Below are 26,935 nucleotides of genomic sequence, written 5' to 3'. Positions count from 1 at the left end.
GCGGGCGGTCACTGCCCGCCGGTGGGCGCGGGCCCGGTGGGCCCGGGGCCGGGCCCGGCGGGCCGTTCGTCGGTGGCGGGCGAAGACCACTGCGCTCCGGTGCGCAGCCGGAAGGCGGTGACGGCGGCCTCCACCGTGGGGAAGAAGTGACGGGGGTTGATGGTCCGGGTGAGTTCGTACCGCTCGATCTTCAGCCGCACGGGGTCCTTGAGCTCGGCGAACACGAGGTGGACGCCGTCCGCGTTGAGCGCCTCGTCGAGCTCTTCCAGAACGTCGGCGGCGGTGGTGTCCACGTCGGTCATGGGCTCCGCCGCGACCACGATCCACCTCGGCCGCGGGTCCGCGCCGGCCATCCGCCTGATCTCGTCCCGGAAGGTCCTGGCGTTGGCGAAGAAGAGCGGGGCGTCGAAACGGTAGATCACCAGGCCCGGCAGCTGCTCGGCCTGCGGGTAGGAGCGGATGTCGTGGTAGCCCTCCAGGCCCTGCACCCGCCCCAGCACGGTGTCGTACGGCCACCAGGCGCGCCGGAAGACGTTGAGCACGGACAGGCCCACGGCGATGGCGATCCCGGGCAGCACGCCGAGCAGGGCCACGCCGGCGAAGGCCGCGAAGCACAGCAGGAACTCCGTCCGGCGCTGCCGCCACAGCCGTACGGCTCCCGGCAGGTCGGCCAGGGACAGTGACGCGGTGATGACCACGGCGGCCAGAGCCGGCTGGGGGAGGTTGCGGAACAGGCCCGGGGCCAGCACGAGCATGAGGACGATGAGCACCGCTCCGACGACCCCGGTGAGCTGGCTCCTGGCCCCCGCGCGCTCCGCGACCGCCGTCCGGGATCCGCTGGTGCTGACGGGGAAGCCCTGGAAGAAGGCGGCCGCCAGGTTGGCCGCGCCGACGCCCGCCATCTCCTGGTTGCCGCGGACCTCCTGCCCCGTGCGTGCTGCGAAGGCGGACGCGTTGGAGATCGTGTCGGCCAGGGACACCAGGGCGATGCCCAGCGCACCGCCGAGCAGCGGCGCGAGGTCGGCGAGGCGCACGTCGGGGATCGTGAACGGCGGGAAACCCTCGGGCAGTACCCCGACCAGGCCGACGCCGTGCTCGTCCAGGTCGAAGGCGGCGGCCGCGGCGATCGCCAGGACCACCATCACGAGCACCGCGGGGATCTTCGGCAGGAAGCGCTGCAGGACCAGGATCAGGGCGATCCCGCCGAAGCCCACGGCGGCGGCGGCCGGCACCGTCGCCCCGTCGGCGATCTTCTGCACGAGGCCGGCACACTCGCCGATCAGGCTGTCCGCCTCGACCTTGAAGCCGAGCAGCTTGGGCAGCTGACCGATCAGAATGGTCAGCGCCAGGCCGTTCATGTAGCCGATCATCGTCGGTTTGGAGACCAGGTCGGCGATGAAGCCGAGCTTCGCCACCGAGGCCAGGATCATGATGGCCGCCACCATGACCGCGAGCATCGACGCCAGCGCGACGGCCCGGTCGGGATCCCCGCCGGCCGCCACGAGCGGCAGCACGGTCGCGGCGATCATCGGCCCCAGCGAGGAGTCCGGGCCCAGCACCAGGATCCTGGACGGGCCGAACACCGCGTATCCGAGCAGGCAGAGGATCGTCGTGTACAGGCCGGTGATGGCCGGCAGGCCCGCCAACTCCGCGTACGCCATGCCCTGCGGCACCAGCAGCGTGGTCAGGACGACTCCCGCGACCAGGTCCTTGACCAGCCACTCGCGCCGGTAGGACGACGCCGCGCGGATCCCGGGAACTGCCCGGAAGCGGGAGAGCACCCCGTGGCCGTAACGCCGAGTGGTCACGGACAGGCCTTCCTCAGACGGCCTTCGACCGGCGGGCCACGAGTTTGCCCAGCTCCCACACGAGCAGGAGCGCGAGGGCGGCGAGCAGCGCCCAGCCGAACTGCCTCGCGTCGATCTCGGTCGTCCCGAGGATGCGCTGGAAGCCGTCCAGCTGGGTCACCAGCACGGAGAGCACGAACTGGGCCAGGGCCACCCAGTTCATCTGCTTGCTGTCGAACGTGGAGGTCGTCAGCACGGATTCCGTCTCGCTGCGGCATTCGAAGGCGGCCACGATCAGACAGAGCGAGAAGGCCGTGAACGCGATCGACTGGCCCGTCGCGACGCTGTCGTAACGGCTCTGGCCGAGCCGGATCAGCCAGAGCAGGAGGACGGTGATCGCGAGCCCGCCCAGCCCGACCGTGATGAGCACGGGCCGCGTGAGCACCGATTCCCCGCGCGGGCGCGGCCTGCGCCGCATGAGTCCGGCGCTCTCCCGGTCGAAGCCGAGCGCGAAGCCGAAAGAGGCGTTGACGACGAAGTGGATCCACAGCACCTGCGGCGGGGTGAAGGGCTCACCGGCGGCGATGTTGAAGACGGTCGCCCCGAGGAACGTCAGTACGAACGTGACCAGCAGGAGCAGCACGAACCGGATGTACTTGGTGAGGTTGTCGTAGATCGTCCGGCCCTGCTCGACGGCGTAGACGATGGTGGCGAAGTTGTCGTCGGAGAGGATCATGCGTCCGGCGTTCTTCGCCACGTCCGTGCCGCTGCCCATGGCGATGCCGATGTCGGCGGCCTTGATGGCGGGCGCGTCGTTGACGCCGTCCCCGGTCATCGCCACGACCTCGCCCTTCTTCTTGAGCGTGTTCGCGAGCAGTACCTTGTGCTCCGGGGCGACCCGCCCCACCACGCCGATCCCCTCGATGCGGGCGAGCTGCTCCTCCTCACTCATGGCGGCGAATTCGGCGCCGAGCACGGCCTCGCCGGGGATGCCGATCTGCCGGGCGATCGCCGCCCCGGTGGTGACGTCGTCCCCGGTCACCAGGCGGACCCGGATGTGCGCCGCCTGGGCGTCGGCCACCGCGGCCCTGGCCTCCTCACGGGGCGGATCGACCATGCCGACGAGACTGGTCATCTGCAGCTCGGTGACGTACGCGAGCAGGTCGCCGTCCGGATCGAAGCCGGCCGGGTCCAGCTCACGGGTGGCCGCGGCCATCACGCGGCGGCCCTCGCCGCCCATCCGCTCGCTCGCCGCCTCGGCGCGGCCGAGCAGATCGGCGTCCCACGGGACGGTTTCGCCCGCCGCGAGCGCGGTGGCCGCCCGCGCCATCACCGCCGGGGCCGCCCCTTTGACGAAGCAGCGCACGACCTGCCGCCCGGAGGCGTCGGCCGCCGAGTGGAAGGTGGCCATCAGCTTGTACTCGGGGTCGAACGGGAGGGTGGCGAGCCGCGGAAGGGCGTCCCTCGTGGCGTCGGTGTCCAGGCCGGCCTTGTGCGCGAGCACCAGCAGCGCGCCCTCGGTGGGATCGCCCACCACCTCGCCGCCCACCAGCTTGGCGTCACTGGCCACCACGTACGGCAGGATCGCGTCCTCGATCCCCGCGGCGGACCCGGCGGCGTGGTGGACCTTCCCTTCGAGTCCGTAGCCCGTGCCCGACACGGTGTACCGGCCGGTGGGGCTCAGCACTTCGACGGCGGTCATCTGGTTCATCGTCAGGGTGCCGGTCTTGTCCGAGTTGATCGCCGACGTGAACGCCAGCGTCTCGACCGACGGCAGTTCCTTCACGATGGCGTGCCGCTTCGCCAGGTTCAGGCTCCCGACGGACAGGATCGCCTGGGTCACGGTCGGCAGGGCCTCGGGGATGGCCGCGATGGCCAGCGAGACCGCGCTGACGAACAGGACGTCCCAGGCCTGGTCCCGCTGGCGTCCCAGGGCGAACATCACGATCATGGTGAGGCCCGCCGCACCCGTGATCCACAAGGTCAGCCTGTCGAGCTCCTTGGTGAGCGGCGGCACCTCCTTCTCGGTGGCCGACAGCATCCCGGAGATCTTGCCGAGCTCGGTGTCCGCACCGGTCGCGGTCACGACCATGACGCCGCTGCCGTGGGTGACCGGAGTGTTCATGAACGCCGTATTGGTCTGATCGCCGGGCGACAGCCGGCTGCCCGCCAGCGGGCCGGTGTCCTTCGCGGCGGGAACGCTCTCACCGGTGAGCGCAGACTCGTCGATCTGCAGGGCGCTGGCCTCGATGAGCCGTCCGTCCGCCGGCACCTGGTCCCCGGCGGAGATGAGCACGACATCGCCGTCGACGAGCTGTTCTGCGGGGATCTCGGCCTCCGTGCCGTCCCTGCGCACCCGAGCCGTCGCCTTCATCATCGACTTCAGCGCGTTCATGGCGCTCTCGGCCTTGCCCTCCTGGCGCAGCCCCACGACCGCGTTCAGGAGCGTCAGCACGATCAGCAGGATCGCGGTGGTCCACTCCCGGATGACCAGCGAGACGATCGCCGCGGCCACCAGGACGATCTGCATGTAACTGCGGTACTGCGCGAGGAACCGGCGCCAGGCCGGAGTCGGCTCCTCCTCCGGCAGCGCGTTCGGGCCGTGTGCGGTCAGGAGTTCCGCCGCCCGCGCCGTGGACAGACCGACCGCGGGATCGACACCGAACGCCGCCACGACCTGCTCGGGAGAGCGCGTGTACCAGCCGTCCCCGGCAGCCGGGGGCTGTTCTGCCACGGATTGCGACCGCACTGTCATGGTTCTGCCTCCGATACGGGGCCGCGGACGCATCCGGGCCGGTCGCGAGCCGCTAGCCGCGCTTCTTCCCCGGCCGCTTCCCGTGCCCATGGGCCCGGGCCGCCGAGGGGTGCCGGGCGGCGTACGGATCGGCCGGGGCCCCGGCAGGGGCCTCCCGCTCCAGCCCCCGTCTGGTGACGAGGAGATCCTTGCGGGCCTGCTCCCCCACATCGGGGTACTGCGGATCGATCTCCATCAGGGTGTGCGCGAGGACCGCCGCCGCGCAGATCCGCGCGAACCACTTCCGGTCCGCCGGTACGACGTACCACGGGGCCCACCGGGTGCTCGTGGCGGACAGCATCTCGGAGAACGCGTGCTGGTACTCGTCCCACCGTCGCCGCTCCCGGACATCGGCGGCGGAGAACTTCCAGTTCTTCTCCGGCAGGTCGATGCGCTTCAGGAAGCGGGTGCGCTGCTCCTCCTTGGACAGGTTCAGGAAGATCTTCACCACCTTGAACCCGTTGTCCGTGAGATACCGCTCCCAGCGGTTGATCTCCCGGTATCGCCGGTCCCAGACGCCGGGCCCGAGTACGTGCTCCGGCAGCCTCTGCCGGAGGAGGACCTCGGGGTGGACCCGCACGACGAGGACCTCCTCGTAGTGCGAACGGTTGAAGATGGCGATCTCGCCGCGCGCGGGCAGCCGCCGGGCGTAACGCCACAGGTAGTCGTGGTCGAGTTCCTCGGAGGACGGCACCTTGAAGCTGCTGACCCGTACGCCCTGGGGGTTGACGCCGCTCATGACGTGGCGGATCGTCCCGTCCTTGCCTCCGGCGTCGAGTGCCTGGAGGCAGAGCACCACGCCGTACGTGTCCTGGGCGGCCAGCCGGTCCTGGTACTCGGCGAGCAAGGACACCCCTGTCTGCAGCAGCTCGACCCCGTCCCGCTTCTTCATACCGGCCTTGTAGCGGGGATCGAAGTCCCGGTCCAGGCGCACCTTCGATCCCGGTCGCACCCGTAGCGGCTCGATGAAATCCGCGATGCGTTCGGCTCTCTCGTCCGACATCAGCCGTCACCTCACGTGAGGACGTCCTTCGTGGTCATTCTCTGCTCGGCCGGACATGATCGCCCTCCGGACGCGGTTTCCTCGGAAGGAGTACCGCCGCGGCGAGTCCGGCGAGTCCGATCACGGCCAGCGTGATCATCGCGGCGGCGTAGGCGCCGCTGGTGAGGCCGGCGACGAGGATGGTGCCGGCGACTGCCGTGCCGAGGGAGGAACCGAGGTTCGACACGCTGCGGGAGAGGCCGGATATCTCGCCTTGCCGCTCTTCGGGGAAGCTCGACTGGACGAGGTTGACCGAGGGGGTCAGCATCACGCCGAGGCCCAGTCCGATCAGCAGAAGTCCGGGGGCGAGGGCCCAGGGGTTCGGGGAGCTGCCGGCCAGCGCGATCAGGACGACGATGCCGGCGAGGGCGACGATGAAGCCGGTCATGATCAGGGTCCGCTGGGGCCGCCGCTTCGCGAGGCGTTCGGCGGCGAGCGACGACACGAGCAGGCCGACCGTGGCGGCGGTGAAGATGACGCCGGTCTGGATGGCGTCGTAGCCGCGCACGACCTGGAGGTACGTCGCGACGGTGAACGAGGTCCCCATCAGCAGCAGCCACTGGACGTTCTGCGTGACGAGGCCCAGGTTGGACGTGCGGTCGCGGAACAGGCTGGTGGACAGCAGCGGCTCCTTGCCGGCCCGTTCCTTGGCCCGTACGGACCGGAAGAACCAGAGCAGCACCAGGGCGCCCAGGGCGAGCAGGCCGATCATGAGCCAGATGTTGTTGTCGGCCGCGAGGATGCCCATGACGACGAGGATGAGGCCGGCGGCCGAGAGGACCGCTCCGGTGGTGTCGAAGGGGCGCGTCGGATCGGCCGGCAGCGGGTCCTCGAGGTTCCGGCTCAGCACGATGATCACGACGATGACCAGGGCCTGGAACACGAAGGCCGCACGCCAGCTCAGCCACGAGGTGATGAGCCCGCCGATCAGCGGCCCGGCGGCGGCGCCGATGCCGCCCAGCGCCATGATGACGCCGAAGGCGCGGGCCCTTGAGGTCAGGTCCGTGAAGATGAGCGTGGTGAGGATGTAGACGGGCGGGATGAGCAGGGCCGTTCCGATCCCTTCCAGGATCGAGTTCCCGAGGATCAGTACGCCCAGACCCGGGGCGGCGGCGCTCAGCAGGGCGCCGACGCCGTAGACGACGAGGCCGACCAGGAAACAGCGCTTGCGGCCGTAGCGGTCGGTCAGCTTGCCGCCGGGGATCATCAGTGCGGCCATGACCAGGAGGAAGACCGTGATGGCGATCTGCACTCCCTGGACGGTGGTGTCCAGGTCCTCGCTGATGTCGTTGATCATCACGTTCATGTTGGACCCGGCGAAGCTGCAGATGAACTGCGCGAGTGCCAGCGGGGCGAGGGCGCGTCGCTGTGCGCTGGACGGCCGCTGCGGGGTTCGTGTGCCGGCCACGGGTATCACCTCCGCACGTCGGTCCGCCGGACGGCCGGCCGCCGCCGCGTCCGCCGTCGGGGACAGGGGCGAAGACACCGGGGGAGTCGAAGCGGGGCGTGCGCCACCGGTCGACCGTGCCTCCGGAAGACAGCCACGCTCCAGCGTGCGCCGCATCCGGGCCCGGCGCATGCGGGAGCCGGAAGGCTGCCGGCGATCGGGCGGCCTGCCCTACCGTTCGCGTGAGCGGGTCCGGCGGCGGGAGATGCGGGGCCTGCGGGCGGACGGGGCCGCCGCGGCCAGGGCGAACGTCACGGTGATGTGCGCGCCCCCCAGCGGGCCGCGGGCGATGCGCATGGAGCCGCCCGTGGCGCTCGCGGCCCGCTGCGCGATGTCGAGACCCAGCCCCGTGGAACCGGTGCTGCTCCCGCGGGAGAGGGCCCGGTCCGGGTCGGGGATGCCCGGTCCGCCGTCCTCCACCACCAGCTCCACGGCCTGTGCCGTGCGTACGACGCGGACGGCGAACGGGGTCCCGGGCGCCGTGTGGCGGAAGATGTTGCCGATCAGCGCGTCCACCACGGCGGCGATGTCGTCGTCGGAGAGGGCGATGGCCGTGGGTTCCTGGGTGAGGTCGAGGGAGCAGGAGCGGTTCTGCTGCTCGGCCAGGACCGTCCAGAAGGCGGTGCGTCGCCGGACGACGTCGGCCGTCTCGCAGCGGGGGCCGGACGCCCCCGCGCCGACGGCGTGCCGGTCTGCGGGCGGTTCCGTGCCGAGCAGGCCCTGGCCCATGGGGCCCACCGCGAGCGGGGTGCGCGCCGCCGCGATGATGGCCCGGAGCTCGGCCTCCAGTTCACCGACCGCCGCCTCCACCCTGGCCGACTCCGGTGTGCCGGCCATCCGCTCGGACGCCAGGTGCAGGGCGGTCAGTGGGGTGCGCAGCCGGTGGGACAGGTCGGCGACGAGTTCGCGTTCGACGGCGAGCAGCTCCGTCATCCGGTGGGCCATAGCGTTGAAGGCGACGCCCGCGTCGCGCAGTTCCCTGGGCCCCATGGGATCCACGCGGGTGTCCAGGTCGCCCTGGCCGAGGGCGCGCGAGGCCCGCGCGAGCCTCTTCGAGGACTTGACGACCTTCGCACCGAGGCGGTCGGCGACGAGTACGGAACCGCCGACCAGCCCCACGGCGAGGAAGGCCATGACCGCCCACGACTCCTTGACCCCGCGGGTCAGTTCCGCCTCGGGTACGAAGTTCTCGATGACGGCGACCCGGTCGCCGGGAAGTACCACCGGCTGCAGGCAGATCCAGCCGTGCGGGATCTCCTGGGAGATGGACTCGCGTGCCTGCTGGGCCCGTTCGAGCAGGTTCGCGGGGGCCTTCGAGCTGCCGATGGGCCCCGAGTCCGGCAGATGCACGACCAGGTGCTCGGACGCGTCCAGGCTCGCGGCGGACTCCTGCAGGGCGGAGGGGTCCGTGGTCAGGGCGAGGACGGGGGCCAGGGCGGCGGCACGCTGCTGGGCCGCGGTGACGCCCTGCTCCTTGACGAGCGACATCACCAGTGCGGCCAGCGGTATGAGGAAGGAGAGGGCGACCATGGAGGTCACGGCGAGCGCCACTCCGGCCAGCGAGCGTCTCAACGCGGTGCCACCAGCTTGATGCCGACGCCCCGGACGGTCAGCAGGTAGCGCGGGGCCGCCGCGCGTTCGCCGAGCTTGCGGCGCAGGGACGACAGGTGCACGTCGACGGTCTGGTCGTCCACGTACGGCTCGCGCCAGACCTCGGTCAGCAGACGGCGTTTGGAGACGACCTGGCCGCAGTGGTGGGCGAGGAACGCCAGGAGGTCGAACTCCCGTCGGGTGAGACGGAGCTCCTGGCCGGCCAGGTACGCGGTGCGCGCGCCCGGGTCCACCGCCAGCTCGCCCACGGTGGTGGGGCGCAGCGGCTCGGCCGCTGCCGCCGCCGGTGCACCCGCGGGGGTACCGGCAGGGGGGACGTGGCTGGTGCGCCGCAGGACGGCGGAGAGGCGCGCGATGAGCTGCCCCCCGGAGAAGGGCTTGACCAGGTAGTCGTCGGCGCCCGCGTTGAGGAGCTTGATGATCTCCCGCTCGTCGTCGCGGGCGGTGGCCACGAGCACGGGTACGGAGGATATGCCCCGGATCATGCGCAGGGCGTCACCTCCGTCCAGATCGGGCAGCCCCAGGTCGAGGACCACGGCGTCGACGGGCGCCTGGGTGACCTCTCGCAGCGCGCCGAACCCGTCGGCAGCGCTGCGTACGGCATACCCGTGCTCCGTCAGGACCTCGATCAGTGACTGGCGGATGCTGGGGTCGTCTTCCACGATCAGGACGCTCGGCATGGGGACACCTTAGGGGGCGTCGAACGCCGGGCCGTCGCCGGTGACGCGCAGGTGCACGGGGCGGTCGGACACCGGGATGGTGCAGCCGTCCTGCGTGCTGCAGCTCGCGTAGCCGAGGAGCACCGTGGCGTCGCCGTCGGTATCGGCGCGGACGGACAGGGTGGTGGTGACCGGGCCGTCCGGGTAGACGGGGACCGGGGCGTCGACACCGGGCACGCTGATCGACCGTACGTCCGCGCCGGCCGTCAGCTTGCCCTGCGGCTTCAGGACCCCGTTGACGGCCATCGCGGTCGGCCTGCCCACGCCCTCGATGCCGGTGGGCGGCAGATCGGTGCTGTAGAGGTGGAACCCCTTGGCCTCGGGCGTGAAGACCGCGGTGAGGGTGCCCTGCGAGGCGTGCCAGTCGGACACCGAGAGCGTGACGGTGACCCCGTTCTCGGTGAAGCGCGTCGTGCGCGTCGCGGGTGCGGAGTCGCCGGCATCCTTGGCGGGCTGCCCGCCGCAGGCCGCGAGTGCGGCGAGGGAGACGAAGGAGAGCAGGGCGGCCGCGACGGGGGCCTTCCGGAAAAGCCTCGTATGCGTGGAAAGGTTCATTGTCTGCCTCTGTGTCACGTGTCGGGGAGAGAAGGGGATCCACGGCCTCGGGGGCGAACAGCCTCCCTAGAAGGCGGTGGTGAAGTTCGCGCTCCACAACTGCATGCGGTACACCAGGTCGTTCCACACGCCGGTGGCCAGCAGCACGCCGACGAGCACGAGCATGCCTCCGCCGAACCGCAGGACCGCCGGGTAGTGGCGTTTGACCAGGCCGAAGGCGCCCAGGGCCCGCCGGAACGCCAGCGCGGCCAGGAGGAACGGCAGGCCCAGCCCGAGGCAGTAGGCGGCCATCAGCAGGGCTCCGCGGGCCGCGCTCGCCTCGGTCCAGGCGAGCGCCTGGACGGCGGCCAGCGTCGGGCCGATGCACGGGGTCCAGCCGACCGCGAACACCGCGCCGAGCAGGGGTGCCCCGGCGAGCCCCAGCGCGGGGCGCCGGTGGCTGCGGAACTCCCGCTGTGCGAAGCCCGGCAGGAACCCCATGAAGGACAGCCCCATGAACACGGTGAAGACCCCCAGCACCTGGGTGACCGCCTCCTGGTGGGCCACGAAGAGACGGCCGGCATGGCCGAACAGCGCGCCTCCGGAGACGAGGACCGCCGTGAAGCCCAGGACGAACAGCAGCGCGCCCGCAGCCATCCGGCTGCGCCGCCCGCCGTGCGCGTCCGCCAGGTCGGCGACCGACAGACTGGTCACGTAGCTGAGGTAGCCCGGTACGAGCGGCAGCACGCAGGGCGAGAGGAAGGAGACGAGCCCCGCGGCGAACGCCACGGGAGCTGCGACCGCGAGGGTTCCGTTCACGAGGGAAGGGGCGTCCGCAGCGGCGAGCGCCCAGTCCGTGGCCGCCGTCATGACTCCTCCTGCACCACGCGCGCGAGCAGGGGCCGCAGCTGTTCCTCTGTGACGGCGCCCCCGATGCCGACGGCGATGCGTCCGCGGCGGTCGATCACGAGCGTCGAGGGAATCGCCTGAGGGTTGAGCAGCGCGGGAGGGAAGCGGAGCAGGAGTTCGCCGGTGGGGTCGTGGAGGCTGGGGAAGCTCAGGCCGTGCGCCCGGACGAAGGACCGGGCCGCAGCCCGGTCCCGGTCCCGGGTGTTGATCCCGAGGAACCGGACCCCCTCGTCCCGGGTCCGCCGGCTGAGCCGCTCCAGGCCGTCGGCCTCCGCCCGGCAGGGGCCGCACCACGAACCCCAGACGTTGAGGACGACGACCTGGCCGCGGAACCCGGCGAGAGCGACGGGCTTGCCGTCCAGGTCGTCACCGGCCAGTGCAGGTGCCTCCTGCCGGGCGCCGGGATCCACGACCGTCGCCCCGGCCGCGGCCCGGACGGCGCTCACCCGCCCGTCCGGCGCCCCGGAGTCCGTACCGCCGACGGCGAGGACACCGCCGACCGCGACCGCGACCGCGAGGCCGGCCCCGGCGAGGACCACGGCGGAGAGCCGCCCTCGCCCCGGGACCAGCGGGGCGGGTCGTCTCACGACGCCCACTTGCGCAGGAAGGAGTTGATGCCCTCCGAGGTCAGGGACGGATTGCCGGTGACGTGGGTATCGGTGCGCACCGCGCCGGACGGCGAGACCACCACCAGTACGGGCATCGTGTAGGTCCCGCCCGAGGGGCTGTACTTGCGCAGCAGCGCGGAATTGGCGGAGCTGTTGCCGCCGATGTCGACCTTGACCAGGTGGAACGAGGCCCCCAGGATCGCGGCGGTCTGCGACTGGCCGAACACCTTGTCGGCGGCCTTGCAGTTGCCGCACCAGTTCGCGCCGAAGTCGAGCAGCACCGTCCGCCCGTCCGACTTGGCCGCGCGCAGCGCCGCGTCGATCTGCTTCTGCGCATCGGCCGAACTGTCGTAGCCGGGACCGGGTATCCGGGCCGGCTCGGGCGCCGTGGACGTACGGGGCGGCTTGGCGGGCGTCCCGGTGGGGGCCGCGGAACCGCTCCGGGCGCTCGAGGGGGTCGGCGAGGAGCCGGGCAGGGCGGTGGCGGACGCGGACGACGAGGCCGACGCGGTCGGCGACGCCGCGGGGGACCCGGTCGCGGACTCCGAGCCGGAAGCGAGGGCCTGCGAGGACTGGCCGGCCGCGGACTGCGCCGCGGATCCCACGGGCTGGGAGGACGGCCCGCAGGCGGCGGTCAGGCCCGCCGCGACCACCGCCGCGGCAACCAGCGGCAGTCGCGTCCCCAGGGGCGCGGGGGAGCGGCGCGGGTTCGTACGGCGGTCGGCACGGACGGGTCGGAGCATGTGAGGACGCATGGCGAGGACACCCCAAGGCACGGTTCGGACTGCGGGAGGGCAGAGCGCCCCCTCGGCTCGGTGGATCCGGCGGCCCCTCGGTCCGCCGGGGTGTCACGCCCCGGCGCCGAAGGCCGCTCGGCTGACGCGAGCATAGGACCGCTCCGGGTGGCCGGAAACGTATCGGCGTGATCTTGAGGTTGCCCTAAGGTGCCCTAAGGAACAGCTCACCTTCCGCTTCGCCGGAACTCGGCCCATCAGGCAGTACAACGTGCGGAATTGCGCGAAAGGGACCGGAGGGGCCCAGTGGGGCGGATCGGTCGGGACGGCCGGGGAGGCCGGGCCTCAGAACGACGACTCGCGGACACTGGCCTTGGCCCCCGGGTCGACCGTCGCCGTGATGACCGACCGGTGGTCGGCGCTGGTGAACGTGACCGTGAGGGTGTCGTCCGCGGTCTGCGAGGTGGTGGCCTTGAAACCGAGGGCGGGGATCGCGGAGATGAGGCACACGCCCCTGCTCCCGTACCGCACGGTGGCCTTGCCGCCCTGCGAGGGGACGGTGTGCAGGCCCGCGCCGCCGTCCTCGCAGTCGACGGCGGGCTTCGGTGCGGTGGGCCGGGGGGTCTTCGACGAGGCCTTGGCGGGGGTGGGCGCCGCGGCCGAGGGGGAGGGCCGCTGCGTCACCGTGGGCGAGGGGCTCGCGGACGCGGTCGGGGACGGCGGGATCTGGCCCGCCTGCCATGCCGGCGGCGTCTCGATGACCGTCGGGGCGGACCGCGCGACCGGGGGCGTGTGCCTGGTCGTGCCGACCACGAACTGGACCGTGACGAGTACGGCAGTCACGCTGGTGGCCGTGCACGACAGCCATATGAACAGGTAGCGCGGAATTCGGGGCACGGCCCCATAGTGGCCGACGCGCCGGCCGGCCTGTCACCCGTCCCCCTCGGAGGAGCCGCCGGGAGCCCTCGCGGGGCAACGCCGACGTCCTCCGCACCCGCGTACGGGGTCGGAGGACGTGGACGCCCGGTCGGCGGCCGGTGGGGGGTTCGTTCGGCGGCCGGTGGGGGGCTGTTCGCAAGCGGGGTCGGCTACCTCGGGGTCCCGAAGTCCTGCGTCCACCACGGGCCGCCGTCGCCCTTGTGGACGCCGATGCCGATCTCCTTGAACGAGCAGTTGAGGATGTTCGCCCTGTGGCCGGAGCTGTTCATCCACGCCTTCATGACCGAGTCGGCGTCGGCCTGGCCGCGGGCTATGTTCTCGCCCAGGCCGGACCATGCGTATCCGGCGGCCTCCACCCGGCTGGTCATGGTGGACCCGTCGGGTCCGGTGTGGGACATGACGCCGCTGCGGGCCATCGTGTCGCTGTACGTCCGCGCGGCGGCGCTCAGCTTGGAGTTCGTGGCCAGCGGGCCGCACCCGGCAGCGGCCCGCTCCTTGTTGACCAGGGACAGAACCGCGGACTCGGAGTTGGCGTCGACGGTGCCGGACCCACCGGACCCACCGGACCCACCGGACCCGCCGGAGCTGCCGGAACCGCCGCCCGTCGTGGTGGCGGGCTTGCGCGTGGCCTTGCCGGCCTCGCCCGACGCCGACTTGGCCTCGATGCTGCTCTCCGCCGCCGAGGGCTTCGTCGGAGCGGCGGATGCCGACGCACTTGCGTCGGGCGTACCCGACGGACTCGGGCTTGCCGTGGCCGAGGCGTCGCCGGCGGGCGTGGGGACGGCGGGGGCGGGGGTTCCCGTCCCGCCGCCGTTGCCGGCCGTCGGGGACGCCGTACCGGCTGCGCCGTCGGCCCGCCGGTCCGCGCGGGCATCACCGCCGGAGTCGGCCACCGCGACGCCGACCGCCACCGCCGCGGCCGCCGCGGTGACGGACAGCACGATGCGCGTACGCACCGTCTTCCTCCGCCGAGCCTCGACGCGGGACGGCGTTTCGGGACCGGGAGTTCGGCTGCGGCTCATGCCGGTAACACCTCACAGGAGAGGGGGAAGAGGGGAGTCCGCTCGAGCCTAGGCCGGTGATCAGCGAAAAAGGCCGCCTGGAGGGGTTCTTCAAGTTCCCTTAAGGAAGCCCGCAGGGTCAACACAGGGACGAGCCCGACATTCCACCCAACCTGACCGGCCGGAGGAGTTCGGGCGTCACGCTACGAGGTGGTTTTGCGGGGAGCTCTCCGCGGGCGTGCCGTGCTGTCGAGTCAGCTTCTCGCCATCGACGTCGATGTTCGGCAGGAGGCGGTCCAGCCACTTCGGCAGCCACCAGGCCGACTTGCCCGGCCGGCGACCGGGATCCCGGTGGCGCCCGTCCGGGTCCCCGGCTCGGGTGACATGTCCCGCAGGGTGCGCACCAGTGGCGCCCTCGCCCTGCAGTCCCAGCTCGAGGCTTGCGGCCGGCAGGGCAAGGGCGCCCGGGCCCATGAAGCCGAGCGGCATCGCGGGTCGTCCCGTGCCGGTGGCCGGGCCTCAGGCACCCCGTGCGGTCAGCCGTGCAGCAGTCTCGTCCAGTCCTGCGGGACCCGGTCGGCCGGTCCCGGGACCGGCTGGTCCGCCGGGTGGGCGGCCGGTGGCGTCAGCTCGGGCCCGGACTCGTACAGCTCGTTGGTGTCGTAGTCCCAGAACCATTCCTCACCCGGCTCGAAGCTCTGCACCAGGGGATGGCCGGCGGACTTCCAGTGGGCGGTGGCGTGCTGCGCCGGCGAGGAGTCGCAGCACCCGACGTGGCCGCACTGGGCGCAGCGCCGCAGGTGGAACCACCAGCCGCCCACCGCGTCGCACTCGGCGCAGCCGGTGCCGGTGGGCGGGACGCTCGGGTCGATTCCGTTGATGTCGTCGGTCATGCCGGCTCCTCGGCGGTCTCGGATTCGGGGGAGGGTTCGGGGGACGGTTCGGGTTCGGGGTCCGGGGCGGTCAGCGGCAGCAGCACCTGGAACCGGGTGTCGCCCGGTGCGGACTCGACCTGGAGGCTGCCGTGGTGCTTGTTGACCACGATCCGCCAGGAGATGTCGAGGCCGAGACCGGTGCCCTCGCCGACCGGCTTGGTGGTGAAGAAGGGGTCGAAGATGCGGCTGCGGATGTCCGCAGGAATTCCGGGCCCGGTGTCGCGGAACTCCACCAGCAGCCGGTCGCCCTCGCGTGCCGTGCGGACCGTCAGCGTGCCCTCGCCACCGGTGCTCCCGATGGCGAAGACGGCGTTGTCGATGATGTTCGTCCACACCTGGTTGAGCTCCGCCGGGTAGGCGGGCACCTCCGGCAGGGAGCGGTCGTAGTCCTTGACGACCTGCACCCCTCCGCCGATCTTGCCGGACAGCATCAGCAGGGTGCTGTCGAGGAGTTCGTGGACGTCGACGACCCGGTACGGGGCGCGGTCGAGCTGCGAATACTGTTTCGCCGCGTCCACGAGGTGGGAGATGCGGGTGGTGGAGTCGTTGATCTCGTCCATCAACAGCTCGGTCTCGACCGTGTAGTTGAGCCAGCCGATGGCTCCCGGCAGGATGTCCTCGGCCACGGTCGCCGCGACCTGCTCCAGCCAGTCCGTGTCCAGCCCGGCCTGTACGAAGGTCGGCGCGATCCGCCAGCCCTCCTGGATGCCGTGGTCATCGAGCCAGTCGGTGAGTTCGTCCTCCCGGTCGGAGGCCTCCAGAGGGCTCAACACCGGTGCCTTGGCAACACGTTCGGCGGTGCGCTCCTGGATCTCGATGAGCTCGGCGAGCGCCTCGCGCGAGTAGGGGCCCTGGGCGATGACGGCCAGCTTGTGCCGCATCTTGCCCACCCGCTCCCGCAGCGTCGCGGTGGCCCGTACGGCCGCCGCGGCCGGGTTGTTGAGCTCGTGGGTGAGACCGGCGGACAGCGATCCCAGCGCCAGCAGCCGTTCGCGCTGGCCGATGGCCCGCTGCGTGTTCCTCGACCCGAAGAACAGTCCCTCCAGCAGGTGAGCGGCCATCGGGAACCAGTCCCGCATGATGTCCGCGAACGACTCGGCGGGCAGTACGAAGAACCGCGTCGGCTCCGTCACCCGCATCGAGTTGGTGTACGTCTGCGGCACCTGGTCGCCCAAGTACGCCTGCATGGCTCCCGCGTACACGCCGCGCTGCGAGGTCCGGCTCACCTCGACGTCGTCGCCGCCGACCCGGCGCGACAGTACGACGGTGCCCTCGATCATCACGTAGAAGCACGTGGCCGGGTCGCCCTCGGTGTAGACGGGGCCGACGTCGAACCGCTCCACCCGCCCCTCGGCGCACAGCCGCCCGAGCTGCTCCGGGGAGAGCTTCTCGAACAGGAACAGCGAGGAGATCTCCTGCGGGTTGCAGGGCATGAACCGGTCATCGCTCATGACTGCTCCAGGTACCGGTGGACGAGCATCACGGCCATGGCTCCCTCTCCGACGGCGGACGCGACGCGCTTCGCGGACTGGGCGCGCGCGTCGCCCGCCACGAACACGCCGGGAATGTTGGTCTCCAAGTGGTAGGGCGGCCGGTCCAGTTCCCACTCGGCGGGCGGCCGCCCGTCCGGGGTGAGGTCCGGCCCGGCCAGGATGAAGCCGTGGTCGTCGCGCAGCACCGTACCGTCCAGCCAGTCCGTCAGCGGGGCCGCGCCGATGAACACGAACATCCACTGGGAGTCGACGAGTTCGGTCGCACCGCTGTCCACGTCCCGCAGCGTCAGCTGCTCCAGGTGCCCGTCTCCGTGCGCCTCCTCGACGACGGTCCGGGTCCGCACCGTGATGTTCGCCGTCTCCTCGATCTGCTGGATCAGGTAGTACGACATCGACGCCCTCAGGGATTCCCCGCGTACCAGCAGCGTCACCGACTTCGCGCCGCGCGCCAGGTACATCGCCGCCTGCCCGGCGGAGTTGGCGCCGCCCACGATGTACACGTCCTGCCCCTGGCAGGCGGCCGCCTCGGTGAGCGAGGAGCCGTAGTACACCCCGCAGCCGGTCAGGGAGTCGCAGCCCGGTGCGTGGAGCTGCCGGTACGACACCCCGGTCGCCAGGATGACGCTGTGCGCGGCGACCGTCGAGCCGTCGGAGAAGTGGACGACGCGGGCCGCGCCGTTGACCTCCAGCCCCGTGACCTCGCGCGCCGTGAGGATCTCGGCGCCGAACCGGCTCGCCTGGCGGCGGGCCCGGTCCGTGAGCTGCGCGCCCGAGACGCCGTCGGGGAAGCCGAGGTAGTTCTCGATGCGGGAGCTCTGGCCGGCCTGCCCGCCGGTCGCCGACCGCTCGACGAGGACGGTACGCAGCCCCTCGGAGGCCCCGTACACCGCCGAGCCGAGTCCGGCGGGTCCGCCGCCGATGACGACGAGGTCGTAGAAGTCGGCGGTCGGCGTGGTCGCGAGCCCCACGTGGGCGGCCAGCTCGGCCGCCTCCGGCTCGATCAGCACGGTGCCGTCCGGCGTGACCACCAGGGGCAGCCGCTGCCCCTCCGCCCCGGCGGCCTCCAGCAGCCGCTGCCCCTCGGGTTCGTCGGAGGAGTACCAGCGGTACGGCACCTGGTTGCGGGCCAGGAACTCCCGTACGCGCGAGGAGCCCGCCGACCAGCGGTGTCCGACCACCTTCGTGGCGGGTACCGGCCGGTAGTCGCTGGAGCGCCACGCCGTGAGCAGGTCGTCCACGACCGGGTAGAGCTTCTCCTCCGGCGGATCCCAGGGCTTGAGCAGGTAGTGGTCGAGGTCGACGATGTTGATCGCGTCGATGGCCGCGTCGGTGTCGGCGTACGCGGTCAGCAGCACGCGCCGCGCGCCCGGGTACACCGCCAGGGCCTGCTCCAGGAACTCGATGCCGTTCATCTGCGGCATGCGGTAGTCGGCGAGGATCACCGCCACCAGGTCGCCCCGCAGCTTCAGCTCGCGCAAGGCCTCCAGCGCGGACTCGCCGGACTCGGCGCGCACGATCCGGTAATCGGCGCCGTAGTGACGCCGCAGGTCACGGGCGATGGCCCGGGAGACTCCCGGGTCGTCGTCCACGGTCAGGATGACGGTCCGCGCTGTGTCGGCGGGCTGTGCCATACGTCTCCACCCCGAGTGCTCTGGGCGGGCAGCCCGGCGAGGCGCCCGCGCCGGTTCCAGCCCATCGTATGTTCGATCGTCCGGGACCGCCCCGGGACCGCCCCGGGACGCCGCGGGAACTTCCGGGGCGTCGCGGACCGTGCGCTCCGGGTACCCGCCCGGTCGCTCCTGGTCAGCGGACGGTCGTCCCCGCCTTGACCCATCCGTCGCCGCCGAGGGGGAACTCGTAGCCGGGCCGCCCGGTGTGGCCGCTGGTGCGGAAGGGCTTGCCGTTGTGGTCGATTCTGAGGGTGCCGTGGCGGGAGCCGCTGGACCACGACAGCTCCAGGTACCAGTTCACGTCGTACGCGGAGGCGCCGGCCCTGATGTGGAACACCTCCGGTTCGGACTCGCTCACCTTGAACGGGAAGTCCGGCTGCCCCGGCTCGGGCACGACGGCCGGGCGCGCGGCGTCGAGGGCCACGGTGAAGGAGCGGGTCGGGACGCCGGAGCCGCAGCCGACCCCCGGGTAGCCCATGGCGTAGTCGTTCCAGGCCAGGGGCGTGCGCTTGCCGGCCGTACGGACGGTCAGGCTGTCCAGGACCACCGTGTCCTTGCCGGAGCCCTGCAGGGTGAGCGTGACGTACTGCTCGCCCGCGGACACGGCTCCGGACGCCGCAACCCATGCGGGCGCGTCCCGTTCCACGGGCGGCGGGCCCACCTGGGCCGGAGGCTTGTCGATCAGGTAGTGCTGGCCGCACGGTGCCTCCCAGGTGTAGGGCTGGGTGGTCACCTTCACCGGCGTACCGGGCGCGTGGTCGTCACCGCGACCGGCAGGTGACGGGGTCGCGGCGGCGCCGGTACCGGCGGTCTCGGGACCGGCGCCGGCTCCCTCGGCGGCGGGTGCGGAGTCCGGGGGCGCAGCTGCGGACGGGGCTGCGGAGGCCGTACCGCCCTCTGTGCGTTCCCCTTCGCCGCGTGCGGGGGATGCGGCGCCCGCGGGGCTGTCCCGGACGCCGGCGTCCCGTGCCGCCAGGCTCGCGGTGAGCGCGACCGCCCCTGTGACGGCGGCCACGGCGATCCCGGCGATAACGGCCCGGCGCAGACGGCGCCGTTGCTTCGGAGCGGGCCGGTCCGAAGGGACGGTCGCGTCGGCCGGAAGGGGCCCGGTGCCCGTCGGCGTCTGCTCGGTCGGCTCGGGCTCCACCTCCGCCGCACGGGGCTCGGCGGTCACCGCGGCGGTGCCGGTCCGCGCCTTGGCCCCGCTACCGCCGCCCTTGCGGCTGCGGTTGGTGTCCGCCAGCACCCAACTCCGGTGCAGCGCGAGGAGTTCCCCGGGCGATGCCTTGCAGAGGCGGGCGAGCCGTTCGACCGGTGCGTACTCCGTCGGGACGACATCGCCGTTGCAGTACCGGTGCAGCGTCGACGTACTCATGTGGAGCCGTTTGGCGAGCGTTCCGTAGCTGTGACCGGACCGGTCCTTCAACTCCCGCAGCAGCCGGGCGAACCCGGCCTCGGCAGTGTCTTCCGACACTGTTCCTCCCACCCCGTGTCCCGTCCCGCATCCCAGGAACAGGTTGTTTCAGCAGCTCAGCGCCTGTTTCAGCGTTCCAGCGTCCCCGCCTGCCCGTCGTGTGTGGCGGCTGGGACGGATCACCGCACAGCCTTGAGCCATCCAAGCACACCGCTCCGGGAGACCGGCCTCGACCGGCCGCCGGAGCCACGTCGTATGAGAGGCCGTCAGCAATGACCGCATTCCGCAGGACCCCCGCCACGAACAGCGCTCGCCCGTCCCGTGCCCGCACCCCCCGCCGGCTCGCGAGTGCAGCCGCTGTCGCCCTCGCCGCACTCGCCCTCACGGCGTGCCAGAACGGCACGGGCATCAAGGACGGGGGAGCCGCCGCCGCATCCGACTCCGACACCGTCACGGCCACTCCCTCGGCGATGGGCGGCGCGGGCGGCACGGGCAGCACCCCGGGCACCCCGGACCCGGGCTCCGCGGCGACGTCCGGCGGGGCCAAGACGAACGGCGGCGCGAAGACCGGCGGCGGCCGGGGGGACGGGAAGGGTGCGTCGGACCCGTCCGCCGCGGGGAACCGCGTCCTGTGCAACGGCTCCAACACCGACGTCACCGTCCAGACGGTCTCCCGTCCGCTCAACCACATGCTGATCACGGTGAAGAACACCGGCTCGAAGCTCTGCGACCTGCCGTACCACCCGGTGCTCCGCTTCGACGAGATGCAGTGGGCGCCGACCGCGCAGCAGGAGACCCGGCCCCAGGCGGTGGTGTCCCTCGCGCCCGGCGAGTCGGGCTACGCGGCGGCCGTGCTGTCGGCGGCCGACGGCAGCGGCGAGGGCGGTACGACCGGGCACCGGCTCACGATCGCGTTCCAGGGCCGGACGCCCCACAGCAGCGGCGGCGCGTCCGCCACCCCGGCCTTGCCGGCGGCGGGCGTCTACTACGACAGCTCGCTGACGGTCTCGTACTGGCAGCAGAACGCAGAGGACGCACTCGGCTCGTGACCAGAGGTTCTGTCCTCCGGAGACCGTTGACGACGGCCGCGCACGCCGGGCGGGCAGCTCGCGGAGTTCGCCAAGGCGCACACACCGCTTGCCGCACGCCCGGCCTGGGGTCAGGGCTGCTCGGTACGCGTCCCGGCAAGGGAGTTGAGCAGCGCGGCGCCCCGTTCGGCGTCGTCCACGCTGACCGCGAAGTCCTTGCCCCCGGCCCGGATCACCAGGCATTCGCCGCTCCGCAGCATCACCGTCGGCCCCAGGCCGCTGAGCCGGTAGCCCCAGCCGCCGACCTGCGCCGGCGTCCGGTTCTCGGCCCGCGCCCACTCGACGTCCGCCGCGTCCCAGCGCCGCACCGGCCGGCCGAGAGGTCCGAACGCCACGTCCAGGCCCCGCTCGGTGACCCGTACCCGTACGGACGAACAGGTCAGCACCGTCAGCGAGACGAACGCGAACGGCACGATCAGCAGCCACATCGGCTTCGTCGGGTCACCGACCCCGAGGAGCAGTGCGGCGACCGCCACCAGCCCGGTGACGGCGGCGAGCAGGCTCAGCCAGGGGTTCGTCGTCCGGGAGAGCCACACCCGGCGCTCACCTGCGGGAATGTCCATCCGCGGGCCCTGCCCCGGCGGGACGGGGGCGGCGGGCCGACGGCTCACCAGCGCGCCTGCGAGCGCGGCCACGGACGCCGCCACCACGGTCACCACGGCCCCGACGGTCACCGAGTCCGCGTCGTGCCAGTCCGCGTGGTGGAGGTTCGCCCGCATGATCGAGACCTGCTCACCGGCCAGCAGCACCCCGCACGAGACCAGTACCGCCGCGCGCCACCGGCGTGCCGCCCGCCAGAACACGGCGCTCGCGACGAGCACGATCCAGATCGCGGACGGCACCAGCATCACCGCCCAGAGCGGGAGCGACCCGTCGGGCTCCCCGAAGGCCCCCCAGTGCGTCGCCAGCCGGTCCCGGTAGGCCCTGCGCGTCGGCAGCGGCAGCGCCACGAGCAGCGCGAGGATCCCGGCCGCCCAGGCGGCCGTCCCCCACGCCGCCCCGCCGCTTAATCCCGTCGTTCCCCCACGGTCCTTCACTGCGCCTCCTTGATCATCTCTATGAGATCGGCCTTGCCGTACCCCAGGCGGGCCCCGTCGGCCACCAGCTCCCGCACCCGCTCCAGCAACGCCGACCGTCGGTCCGCCCCGCCGGCCACGGTCACCCCGCGGCCGCGCCGGAACTCCAGCAGCCCCTCGTCGCGCAGCGCGCGCAGCCCCCGTAGGACCGTGTTGGCGTTGACGCCCAGCGCCTGCGACAACTCCCGGGCCGGCGGCAGCCGGTCACCGGGCCCGCACTCGCCCTCGGCGATGGCGCGCCGAATGACCCCGGCCACCTGCTCGTGCAGGGGGCGGTTGTCCGCGATGTTCAGCCTCAGCAGCATGGTGCCAATGACTCTAGCACCATCCATGTCATTTTGCATCGGTCGGGGCATGGGGTGCGCGAACGACCTCATAGGTAACAAAAGGGGCATCTCGTGCATTACTCCCATTCAACTCGGTTCCTGTCATATGCCTCTTGAGGGTGTGTCAGTCGCAAACGTGCGAGGCATAATCGGCCCCGGTCGTCTCCGGGAGCAGTGGAGCCATCGGGACATCGACCGACCTCCCAGCGGAATTCCGCACCGGACCGACCCTCAAGGCGCTGTACATGTCCCTGGCCAGCCGCACCCGCATCGCGGCCCTGCTCGCCGCGGTCTCCGTCGGCGTCGCCGGCGTGACGACCTGGGCCTACGGATACGGGACCGACCGGCAGCCGGCGGCCCCCGAGGCGGTCGTCAGTCCGAGCGTGACCGAGGGCTCCGCCCTCCAGGTCGTCGCACACCCCGACGACGACCTCTTCTTCATGAACCCCGACCTGAGCCGCTCCATATCGACGGGCATCAAGGTCACCACCGTCTACCTGACCTCCGGCGAGTCCGACGGCAGGAACGAGGCCCACAGCCCGCACCTCGAGGACGCCGCGGGGCCCGCCGACCGCGCCGCCTACGCGGAGGCCCGGCAGAACGGCATCCGGGGCGCCTATGCCCAGATGGCCACCGGCGACCGCACCAGCGCCTGGCAGCGGAAGTCCGTACCCACCGCCGGCGGGGGCAGCGCCGAGGTGGACGTCCTCGTCGCCAGGCCCGAGGTCAACCTGGTGTGGATGCAGCTCCGCGAGGCCCGCAGCATCTCCGGCGACAATCCGGACAGCCTGCGCGGCCTGTGGGACGGCCGGATACCCGCCCTGGGCGCCCAGCTGACCTCCGGGACGCCGGTCAAGCGTGCGTTCTCGTACACGAAGGACCAGGCGATAGCCGCCATCGCGGACGTGTTCGCGCTCTACAAGCCGACGACGATACGGACGCAGGACCCGACCCCCGGCAGGTCGGAGGGCGGGACCTTCCTCGACCACCAGGACCACATGTACGGCGCCCGCTTCGTCCAGGCCGCCGCCGAACGCTACGCGCAGTCCACGGACCGGCCGCACTTCTCGGTCCAGAACTACATGAGCTACCCGAACAGCTCGCTGCCGCCGACGCTCGACCCGCAGACGGCCGAGGAGAAGCTCGGCTACCTCAAGACCTACGCCTGGACGGACCACGAGGACTGGTGCGGCAGCCCCGCGGGCTGCGGCGACCGCAAGGCCGCGACGAGGCCCACCGGCGCCGGCTGGAGCCAGACCATCCGCTACAGCCGGGGTGACGGCACCTCCTGGATGACCGAGGGCGTCTCCGGACGGCTCTGGGCCTTCGCCGTGCTGGACAACCGGATGGCGTACTGGTCGCGCAGCGGCCCCCAGGCCCCCTGGCAGGGCCCCCGGTTCCTGCCCGACGCCGGCCCCGGCACCGGAATCGACGCCGGCGCGACGGCGGTCCGGCTCCCCGACGGCAGGATCGCCGTGTTCGCCACCCGCACCACCCTGGGCACGACGCCCCAGGGCTACGGCCGGGAGACCGTGTACGCCGTCCAGACCGGGGCCGACGGCGCATTCGGCCCGTGGCAGTCGCTGGGCACCCCGGACACCACCGACAGGTCCGGCACCTCGGCGATCAGCGGACCGTCCGTCGCCGTGGACCCGGCCGGCCGGATGACGGTGTACGTGCGCGACTCCGGGCGTACGCTGCGCGCCCGGGCCCAGACGACCCCGGACGGCGCGTTCGGCGCATGGCAGGCCCTGGGCGGCGCCGGCCTCCTGGGCGATCCGGTCACCGCGACCGACGGCTCGGGGCGGCGGCACGTGTACGCGGCCACGGCCGGCTCCGTACTGGCCTGGGTCCAGCCGACGCCGGGTGCCCCGTTCGGCGGCCCCTTCCCGACCGGGCTGCCGCAGACGACGGGCGTGCTCTCGGTGCGCCCGGAGGGCGACGGGGTCCGGCTGTTCTTCCGCCGGCCCGGCACGGGCTCCGTCGGTACGAGCCTGGCCGCCGCGGGCGGGCCCGCGCCGCAGTTCTCCCGGGTCGCCGCGGCCGGCGGTCTCGGCGGGTACGGGGCGGTGGGCGTCGCGGGCCACCTGCTCGCGGGCCGCGCGGGCGCGGGCACGGTCAGCGTGGCGGGCACGGACGGCCCGGAGGCCTGGCAGGAGTCCCGGATGCTGTACACGGGGGCCCCGGCGGGCGTGGCCGACTGGGGGGCCGGTACGGCCGTCGCGGCGGCGCTCGGCCTGGACGCCGATCTGCACATCGTGACGACGGTTCCCACGGCCGGATCCGAGCAGCTCGACAGCCGGCCCCCCACCCCGTGGCACCGGGCGGTCCAGCCCTGGGCGCTCGCGCAGGCCGGACGCCCGGGTGCAGCCGGCTCCGGGGGTCAGCCGCGGCAGTGACCTGCGCCGCAGCGTGCGTCCGCGGCCTCCGGGCCGCCCGGTGGCAGCGCGGATCGGGGCGGGTGAGGATGGCGGGCAAGGCCACCTCGCCGGGCAGTGGCGGGGATACCGCCCAGCCGGCGACGGCGGCAGGACTCTGACCTTCTGACCTTCTGACCCTCGGGCGATCGGGGCTCATATGACCCCTCTCTTCCTCTCGTGCCGACACCTCCGCATACGCGTGCGCCGGGGAGCGGGAACGGTCCGGGCCGTGGCCGCCTTCGCGGCCCTCACGGCCCTCGCGACCGGATGCAGGAACGACACTTCGCCCGCCTGGGAGTACCCGGAGCTCGGTACGACCTTGAGATCGCTTTCCCACGATCTGGAGGAGGGCTGCGCCGAGGCGGCCCCTGCGAGCTGCGTGGACGAACTCGACCGGATCGGCGTGCTGGCGGAGCGGGCCCTCGCGGAGGTCCTCGACCACAAGCTTCTCGCCGGCGGATACGTGGCAGCGATGAACGACCTGGCCGGAGCGAGGGAGCTCCGCCTCGCCGCCGCGCAGGAGGCCTGGGCACGCCGGGACCCGCACTACCTCCCGTTCAGTCGCGCCGTACAGGCGGAGCGCCTCGCGTACCGGCGCCTCCTCGCCGAGCTGGAGAGCCTGCGCACCGCTCCGCCCCCGGGTGACGGGACGGAGCCCGTCTGAGGCGGTGCCCCGGAGCGCGTGACGAGAGGACCTACCGGGACCGCAAGGGTGGTGTGGGCAGGGGCTCGCCGTCGAGTGCCACCAGGGACAGGACGGTGATCGAGCCCGTCCAGGCCAGCGGTGCGACCGATGAGGGCATGCCCGCCCGGTTCACCTTCTCCGGCAGCTCCCCGAGCGAGTTCCGCTTGGAGAGGACCCAGTCCAGGACCTGCCTGGCCTTCGCCGTCCTCCCCGTCCCCGCCCATGCGAGGGCGAAGAACGAGGTACTGGGCGTCCAGGCGTTCCCGCCCCAGGGCGCAGTCGGATCGTTTCCGGGTGTGAGACCCCCGTTGGGCAGGAGCAGCGCCTTGTGCGTGGTGTCGAGCGCCCGGGGCAGGTCGGCCGGCGCCGCGTTGAAGGGCGGTGCCATGAACGCCACCGCGCTGTCGTGTCCGTGCTGCCCGTCGACGGTGCGCTGATAGCCGAGGGGAGCGAACTTCTTGGATATCCCGGACGAGAGCCGCCCGGCGGCGGCGCTCCAGCGTGCCGCATCGTCCGGCCGGTCCAGCGCTCGGGCGAGGTCCGCGGAGGCGTTGAGCCCGGCGAGCAGGGGTGCGGCCGTACCGATGTTCGGCGTGGTCGTCATCAGCTCCCAGTAGTCCGGGGAGGCCGGGGGCAGCCCGTCCGCCCCCAGGGAGGCCGCCGCGCGGTCGGCCGCCTTGCGGATCATCGGGTAGAGGGCGGCCAGCCGGGCCTGGCGGGTGGTGCGGGGCGCCGTCTGGTACCACTGCCAAGTGGCCCAGGGGACCCAGCCGTTGGAGTCGAGCTGCCACCGCCTGCCGTCCGGCGGTCCGGAGCCGTCGAGTTTCGTCCGCGCGTCCCAGGTGCCGTCCTTCCGCTGGGTCGCGGCGCTGTAGCGGAGGATCCGGTAGGCCTCGGGCTCATGGCCGGTGTGCGCGAACGCGGCCGAGGCGAAGCTGGAGTCACGCGGCCAGGAGTACATCCAGCCGGGCGTCCACCCCGCCGCCATGGCGCCGTTCGGCCGGAGCAGCGCACGCATGGTCAGCAGGGCCCGCTCGGCCGCCGCGCGCTGCGCGGGAGAGCTGCCCGGGACCCGGCCGGCCGCCAGCCAGGCGCGGCTCTGCGCGATCTGCTGCCGGGCCGTCGGATCGTCGAGGGCCACCACGGCCGACGCCGTCCTGCCGACGGGGAGGTACTTCCACCGGCCGGACGGCAACCGCAGTACGTTGCTCCGCTCGACGTACCGCGCGCCCTGCGCGAGGGCCCGTGTGATGCCCTCGGTGGCGGTCGTGTTGGAGAGGAGTCCGGCGGTGGGGGCGGCGAGCACCGAGAGGGGCGCGTAGCTGCCGTCGGCATCGCCACGGCCGTGGTGTCCCGGCGGCCTGACCAGGAACACGGGCCGTTCCCCGCCGGTGTGCCGGCCGGCCGGGGCTCCTGCGGTGCACACGGGAAGGGCGACGCTCACGAGGGACGCCGTGACGACCGTCCAGCGAACGAGCCGGACAGCAGGCATCGCCACTCCCTCCGTCGGCCTTCCGTGAGTTTCCGCGCTGCTGCGCACGTTCCCGTGTGCGCGGAACTCCGGAATTCCGATCGTGGCAGACCCGTCCGGAGCCCGCCACGACATGCCCGCCGCCCGGGTGACCCAGGGTCCTCGGCACACCTCGCGCCATCGCATGGCGTAACAGCCGTGGCAGGGAAGGAGGCCCGCCGCAAAGGATGGG

23 protein-coding genes are annotated in these 26,935 nt (G+C 72.5%); 3 read left to right on the top strand and 20 right to left on the bottom strand.

Features of this window, described 5'->3' with window-relative positions; translation table 11 throughout:
- Positions 1–8: 8 nt before the first annotated feature.
- The 17 genes from ACZ5WG_RS16940 to ACZ5WG_RS16860 form a co-directional block, all read right to left on the bottom strand.
- On the bottom strand, positions 9–1,808 hold the full coding sequence (locus ACZ5WG_RS16940) for a SulP family inorganic anion transporter (protein WP_468723871.1): 1,800 nt from the start codon (positions 1,806–1,808) through the stop codon (positions 9–11).
- A gap of 13 nt (positions 1,809–1,821) precedes the next feature.
- Positions 1,822–4,542 (bottom strand): cation-translocating P-type ATPase, encoded by a 2,721-nt coding sequence (locus ACZ5WG_RS16935; protein WP_468723869.1) that lies wholly within the window; start codon positions 4,540–4,542, stop codon positions 1,822–1,824.
- Positions 4,543–4,594: 52 nt separating this feature from the next.
- Complete coding sequence (locus ACZ5WG_RS16930) at positions 4,595–5,584, bottom strand: polyphosphate kinase 2 family protein (RefSeq protein ID WP_468723867.1); 990 nt, start codon at positions 5,582–5,584, stop codon at positions 4,595–4,597.
- A 34-nt stretch (positions 5,585–5,618) separates the two neighbouring features.
- Complete coding sequence (locus tag ACZ5WG_RS16925) at positions 5,619–7,031, bottom strand: MFS transporter (protein WP_468723865.1); 1,413 nt, start codon at positions 7,029–7,031, stop codon at positions 5,619–5,621.
- A 210-nt stretch (positions 7,032–7,241) separates the two neighbouring features.
- Positions 7,242–8,642, bottom strand: coding sequence for a sensor histidine kinase (locus tag ACZ5WG_RS16920; protein ID WP_468723863.1), 1,401 nt, complete (start codon positions 8,640–8,642; stop codon positions 7,242–7,244).
- Positions 8,639–9,361 (bottom strand): response regulator transcription factor, encoded by a 723-nt coding sequence (locus tag ACZ5WG_RS16915; protein ID WP_468723861.1) that lies wholly within the window; start codon positions 9,359–9,361, stop codon positions 8,639–8,641. The genes ACZ5WG_RS16920 and ACZ5WG_RS16915 overlap by 4 nt, the downstream gene beginning before the upstream one ends.
- A 9-nt stretch (positions 9,362–9,370) precedes the next feature.
- Positions 9,371–9,955 (bottom strand): hypothetical protein, encoded by a 585-nt coding sequence (locus ACZ5WG_RS16910; protein WP_468723859.1) that lies wholly within the window; start codon positions 9,953–9,955, stop codon positions 9,371–9,373.
- Positions 9,956–10,021: 66 nt separating this feature from the next.
- Positions 10,022–10,804 (bottom strand): cytochrome c biogenesis CcdA family protein, encoded by a 783-nt coding sequence (locus ACZ5WG_RS16905; protein ID WP_468723857.1) that lies wholly within the window; start codon positions 10,802–10,804, stop codon positions 10,022–10,024.
- A complete protein-coding gene (locus ACZ5WG_RS16900) occupies positions 10,801–11,430 on the bottom strand; it encodes a TlpA family protein disulfide reductase (RefSeq protein ID WP_468723855.1) in 630 nt (209 codons plus the stop codon). Before ACZ5WG_RS16900 ends, ACZ5WG_RS16905 begins: the two co-directional genes overlap by 4 nt.
- Positions 11,427–12,194: a thioredoxin family protein gene (locus tag ACZ5WG_RS16895; protein WP_468723853.1), complete on the bottom strand. Its 768-nt coding sequence runs from the start codon at positions 12,192–12,194 to the stop codon at positions 11,427–11,429. The genes ACZ5WG_RS16900 and ACZ5WG_RS16895 overlap by 4 nt, the downstream gene beginning before the upstream one ends.
- 336 nt (positions 12,195–12,530) lie before the next feature.
- Positions 12,531–13,082: a hypothetical protein gene (locus tag ACZ5WG_RS16890; protein ID WP_468723851.1), complete on the bottom strand. Its 552-nt coding sequence runs from the start codon at positions 13,080–13,082 to the stop codon at positions 12,531–12,533.
- A gap of 191 nt (positions 13,083–13,273) precedes the next feature.
- Positions 13,274–14,080, bottom strand: coding sequence for a CAP domain-containing protein (locus ACZ5WG_RS16885; protein ID WP_468723850.1), 807 nt, complete (start codon positions 14,078–14,080; stop codon positions 13,274–13,276).
- Positions 14,081–14,323: 243 nt separating this feature from the next.
- A complete protein-coding gene (locus tag ACZ5WG_RS16880; protein ID WP_468723942.1) occupies positions 14,324–14,614 on the bottom strand; it encodes a hypothetical protein in 291 nt (96 codons plus the stop codon).
- 47 nt (positions 14,615–14,661) lie between these two features.
- A complete protein-coding gene (locus ACZ5WG_RS16875) occupies positions 14,662–15,018 on the bottom strand; it encodes a UBP-type zinc finger domain-containing protein (protein WP_468723848.1) in 357 nt (118 codons plus the stop codon).
- Positions 15,015–16,493: an ATP-binding protein gene (locus ACZ5WG_RS16870; RefSeq protein ID WP_468723934.1), complete on the bottom strand. Its 1,479-nt coding sequence runs from the start codon at positions 16,491–16,493 to the stop codon at positions 15,015–15,017. The genes ACZ5WG_RS16875 and ACZ5WG_RS16870 overlap by 4 nt, the downstream gene beginning before the upstream one ends.
- Before the next feature lie 14 nt (positions 16,494–16,507).
- Positions 16,508–18,184, bottom strand: coding sequence for an NAD(P)/FAD-dependent oxidoreductase (locus ACZ5WG_RS16865; protein ID WP_468723846.1), 1,677 nt, complete (start codon positions 18,182–18,184; stop codon positions 16,508–16,510).
- A 172-nt stretch (positions 18,185–18,356) separates the two neighbouring features.
- Complete coding sequence (locus ACZ5WG_RS16860) at positions 18,357–19,697, bottom strand: helix-turn-helix domain-containing protein (protein ID WP_468723844.1); 1,341 nt, start codon at positions 19,695–19,697, stop codon at positions 18,357–18,359.
- Positions 19,698–19,909: 212 nt separating this feature from the next.
- On the opposite strand from ACZ5WG_RS16860, the gene ACZ5WG_RS16855 reads away from it, so the two are divergent.
- Positions 19,910–20,686 carry a DUF4232 domain-containing protein gene (locus ACZ5WG_RS16855; protein ID WP_468723842.1) on the top strand — a complete coding sequence of 259 codons (777 nt, stop codon included), beginning with the start codon at positions 19,910–19,912 and terminating at the stop codon, positions 20,684–20,686.
- Positions 20,687–20,796: 110 nt separating this feature from the next.
- Here the strand turns inward: ACZ5WG_RS16855 and ACZ5WG_RS16850 are convergent, their stop codons facing one another.
- Both ACZ5WG_RS16850 and ACZ5WG_RS16845 read right to left on the bottom strand, forming a co-directional pair.
- Positions 20,797–21,762 carry a DUF1648 domain-containing protein gene (locus ACZ5WG_RS16850; RefSeq protein WP_468723840.1) on the bottom strand — a complete coding sequence of 322 codons (966 nt, stop codon included), beginning with the start codon at positions 21,760–21,762 and terminating at the stop codon, positions 20,797–20,799.
- A complete protein-coding gene (locus ACZ5WG_RS16845) occupies positions 21,759–22,106 on the bottom strand; it encodes a GntR family transcriptional regulator (protein WP_468723838.1) in 348 nt (115 codons plus the stop codon). Before ACZ5WG_RS16845 ends, ACZ5WG_RS16850 begins: the two co-directional genes overlap by 4 nt.
- Before the next feature lie 266 nt (positions 22,107–22,372).
- Here ACZ5WG_RS16845 and ACZ5WG_RS16840 point away from each other — a divergent pair, with 266 nt between their 5' ends.
- Both ACZ5WG_RS16840 and ACZ5WG_RS16835 read left to right on the top strand, forming a co-directional pair.
- Positions 22,373–24,526 (top strand): PIG-L family deacetylase, encoded by a 2,154-nt coding sequence (locus ACZ5WG_RS16840; protein WP_468723836.1) that lies wholly within the window; start codon positions 22,373–22,375, stop codon positions 24,524–24,526.
- Between the two features lie 250 nt (positions 24,527–24,776).
- Positions 24,777–25,211: a hypothetical protein gene (locus ACZ5WG_RS16835; protein WP_468723834.1), complete on the top strand. Its 435-nt coding sequence runs from the start codon at positions 24,777–24,779 to the stop codon at positions 25,209–25,211.
- A gap of 31 nt (positions 25,212–25,242) precedes the next feature.
- On the opposite strand, the gene ACZ5WG_RS16830 is transcribed toward ACZ5WG_RS16835, so the two are convergent.
- Positions 25,243–26,724 carry a glycoside hydrolase family 15 protein gene (locus tag ACZ5WG_RS16830; RefSeq protein ID WP_468723833.1) on the bottom strand — a complete coding sequence of 494 codons (1,482 nt, stop codon included), beginning with the start codon at positions 26,722–26,724 and terminating at the stop codon, positions 25,243–25,245.
- Positions 26,725–26,935 lie beyond the last annotated feature (211 nt).

It is taken from the genome of Streptomyces sp. NPDC032745 (genome assembly GCF_055579465.1).
The sequence above is the reverse complement of the archived record's forward strand: the minus strand, read 5'-3'. Positions and strand labels throughout refer to the sequence as shown.

Excerpts from the sequence above, each read along its gene's own strand:
- ACZ5WG_RS16935 (WP_468723869.1), bottom strand. The coding sequence starts at position 4,542 with ATGACAGTGCGGTCGCAATCCGTGGCAGAACAGCCCCCGGCTGCCGGG.
- ACZ5WG_RS16930 (WP_468723867.1), bottom strand. The coding sequence starts at position 5,584 with ATGTCGGACGAGAGAGCCGAACGCATCGCGGATTTCATCGAGCCGCTA.
- ACZ5WG_RS16915 (WP_468723861.1), bottom strand. The coding sequence starts at position 9,361 with ATGCCGAGCGTCCTGATCGTGGAAGACGACCCCAGCATCCGCCAGTCA.
- ACZ5WG_RS16910 (WP_468723859.1), bottom strand. The coding sequence starts at position 9,955 with ATGAACCTTTCCACGCATACGAGGCTTTTCCGGAAGGCCCCCGTCGCG.
- ACZ5WG_RS16905 (WP_468723857.1), bottom strand. The coding sequence starts at position 10,804 with ATGACGGCGGCCACGGACTGGGCGCTCGCCGCTGCGGACGCCCCTTCC.
- ACZ5WG_RS16895 (WP_468723853.1), bottom strand. The coding sequence starts at position 12,194 with ATGCTCCGACCCGTCCGTGCCGACCGCCGTACGAACCCGCGCCGCTCC.
- ACZ5WG_RS16880 (WP_468723942.1), bottom strand. The coding sequence starts at position 14,614 with ATGCCGCTCGGCTTCATGGGCCCGGGCGCCCTTGCCCTGCCGGCCGCA.
- ACZ5WG_RS16875 (WP_468723848.1), bottom strand. The coding sequence starts at position 15,018 with ATGACCGACGACATCAACGGAATCGACCCGAGCGTCCCGCCCACCGGC.
- ACZ5WG_RS16870 (WP_468723934.1), bottom strand. The coding sequence starts at position 16,493 with ATGCCCTGCAACCCGCAGGAGATCTCCTCGCTGTTCCTGTTCGAGAAG.
- ACZ5WG_RS16865 (WP_468723846.1), bottom strand. The coding sequence starts at position 18,184 with ATGGCACAGCCCGCCGACACAGCGCGGACCGTCATCCTGACCGTGGAC.
- ACZ5WG_RS16855 (WP_468723842.1), top strand. The coding sequence starts at position 19,910 with ATGACCGCATTCCGCAGGACCCCCGCCACGAACAGCGCTCGCCCGTCC.
- ACZ5WG_RS16845 (WP_468723838.1), bottom strand. The coding sequence starts at position 22,106 with ATGCTGCTGAGGCTGAACATCGCGGACAACCGCCCCCTGCACGAGCAG.
- ACZ5WG_RS16840 (WP_468723836.1), top strand. The coding sequence starts at position 22,373 with ATGTCCCTGGCCAGCCGCACCCGCATCGCGGCCCTGCTCGCCGCGGTC.
- ACZ5WG_RS16830 (WP_468723833.1), bottom strand. The coding sequence starts at position 26,724 with ATGCCTGCTGTCCGGCTCGTTCGCTGGACGGTCGTCACGGCGTCCCTC.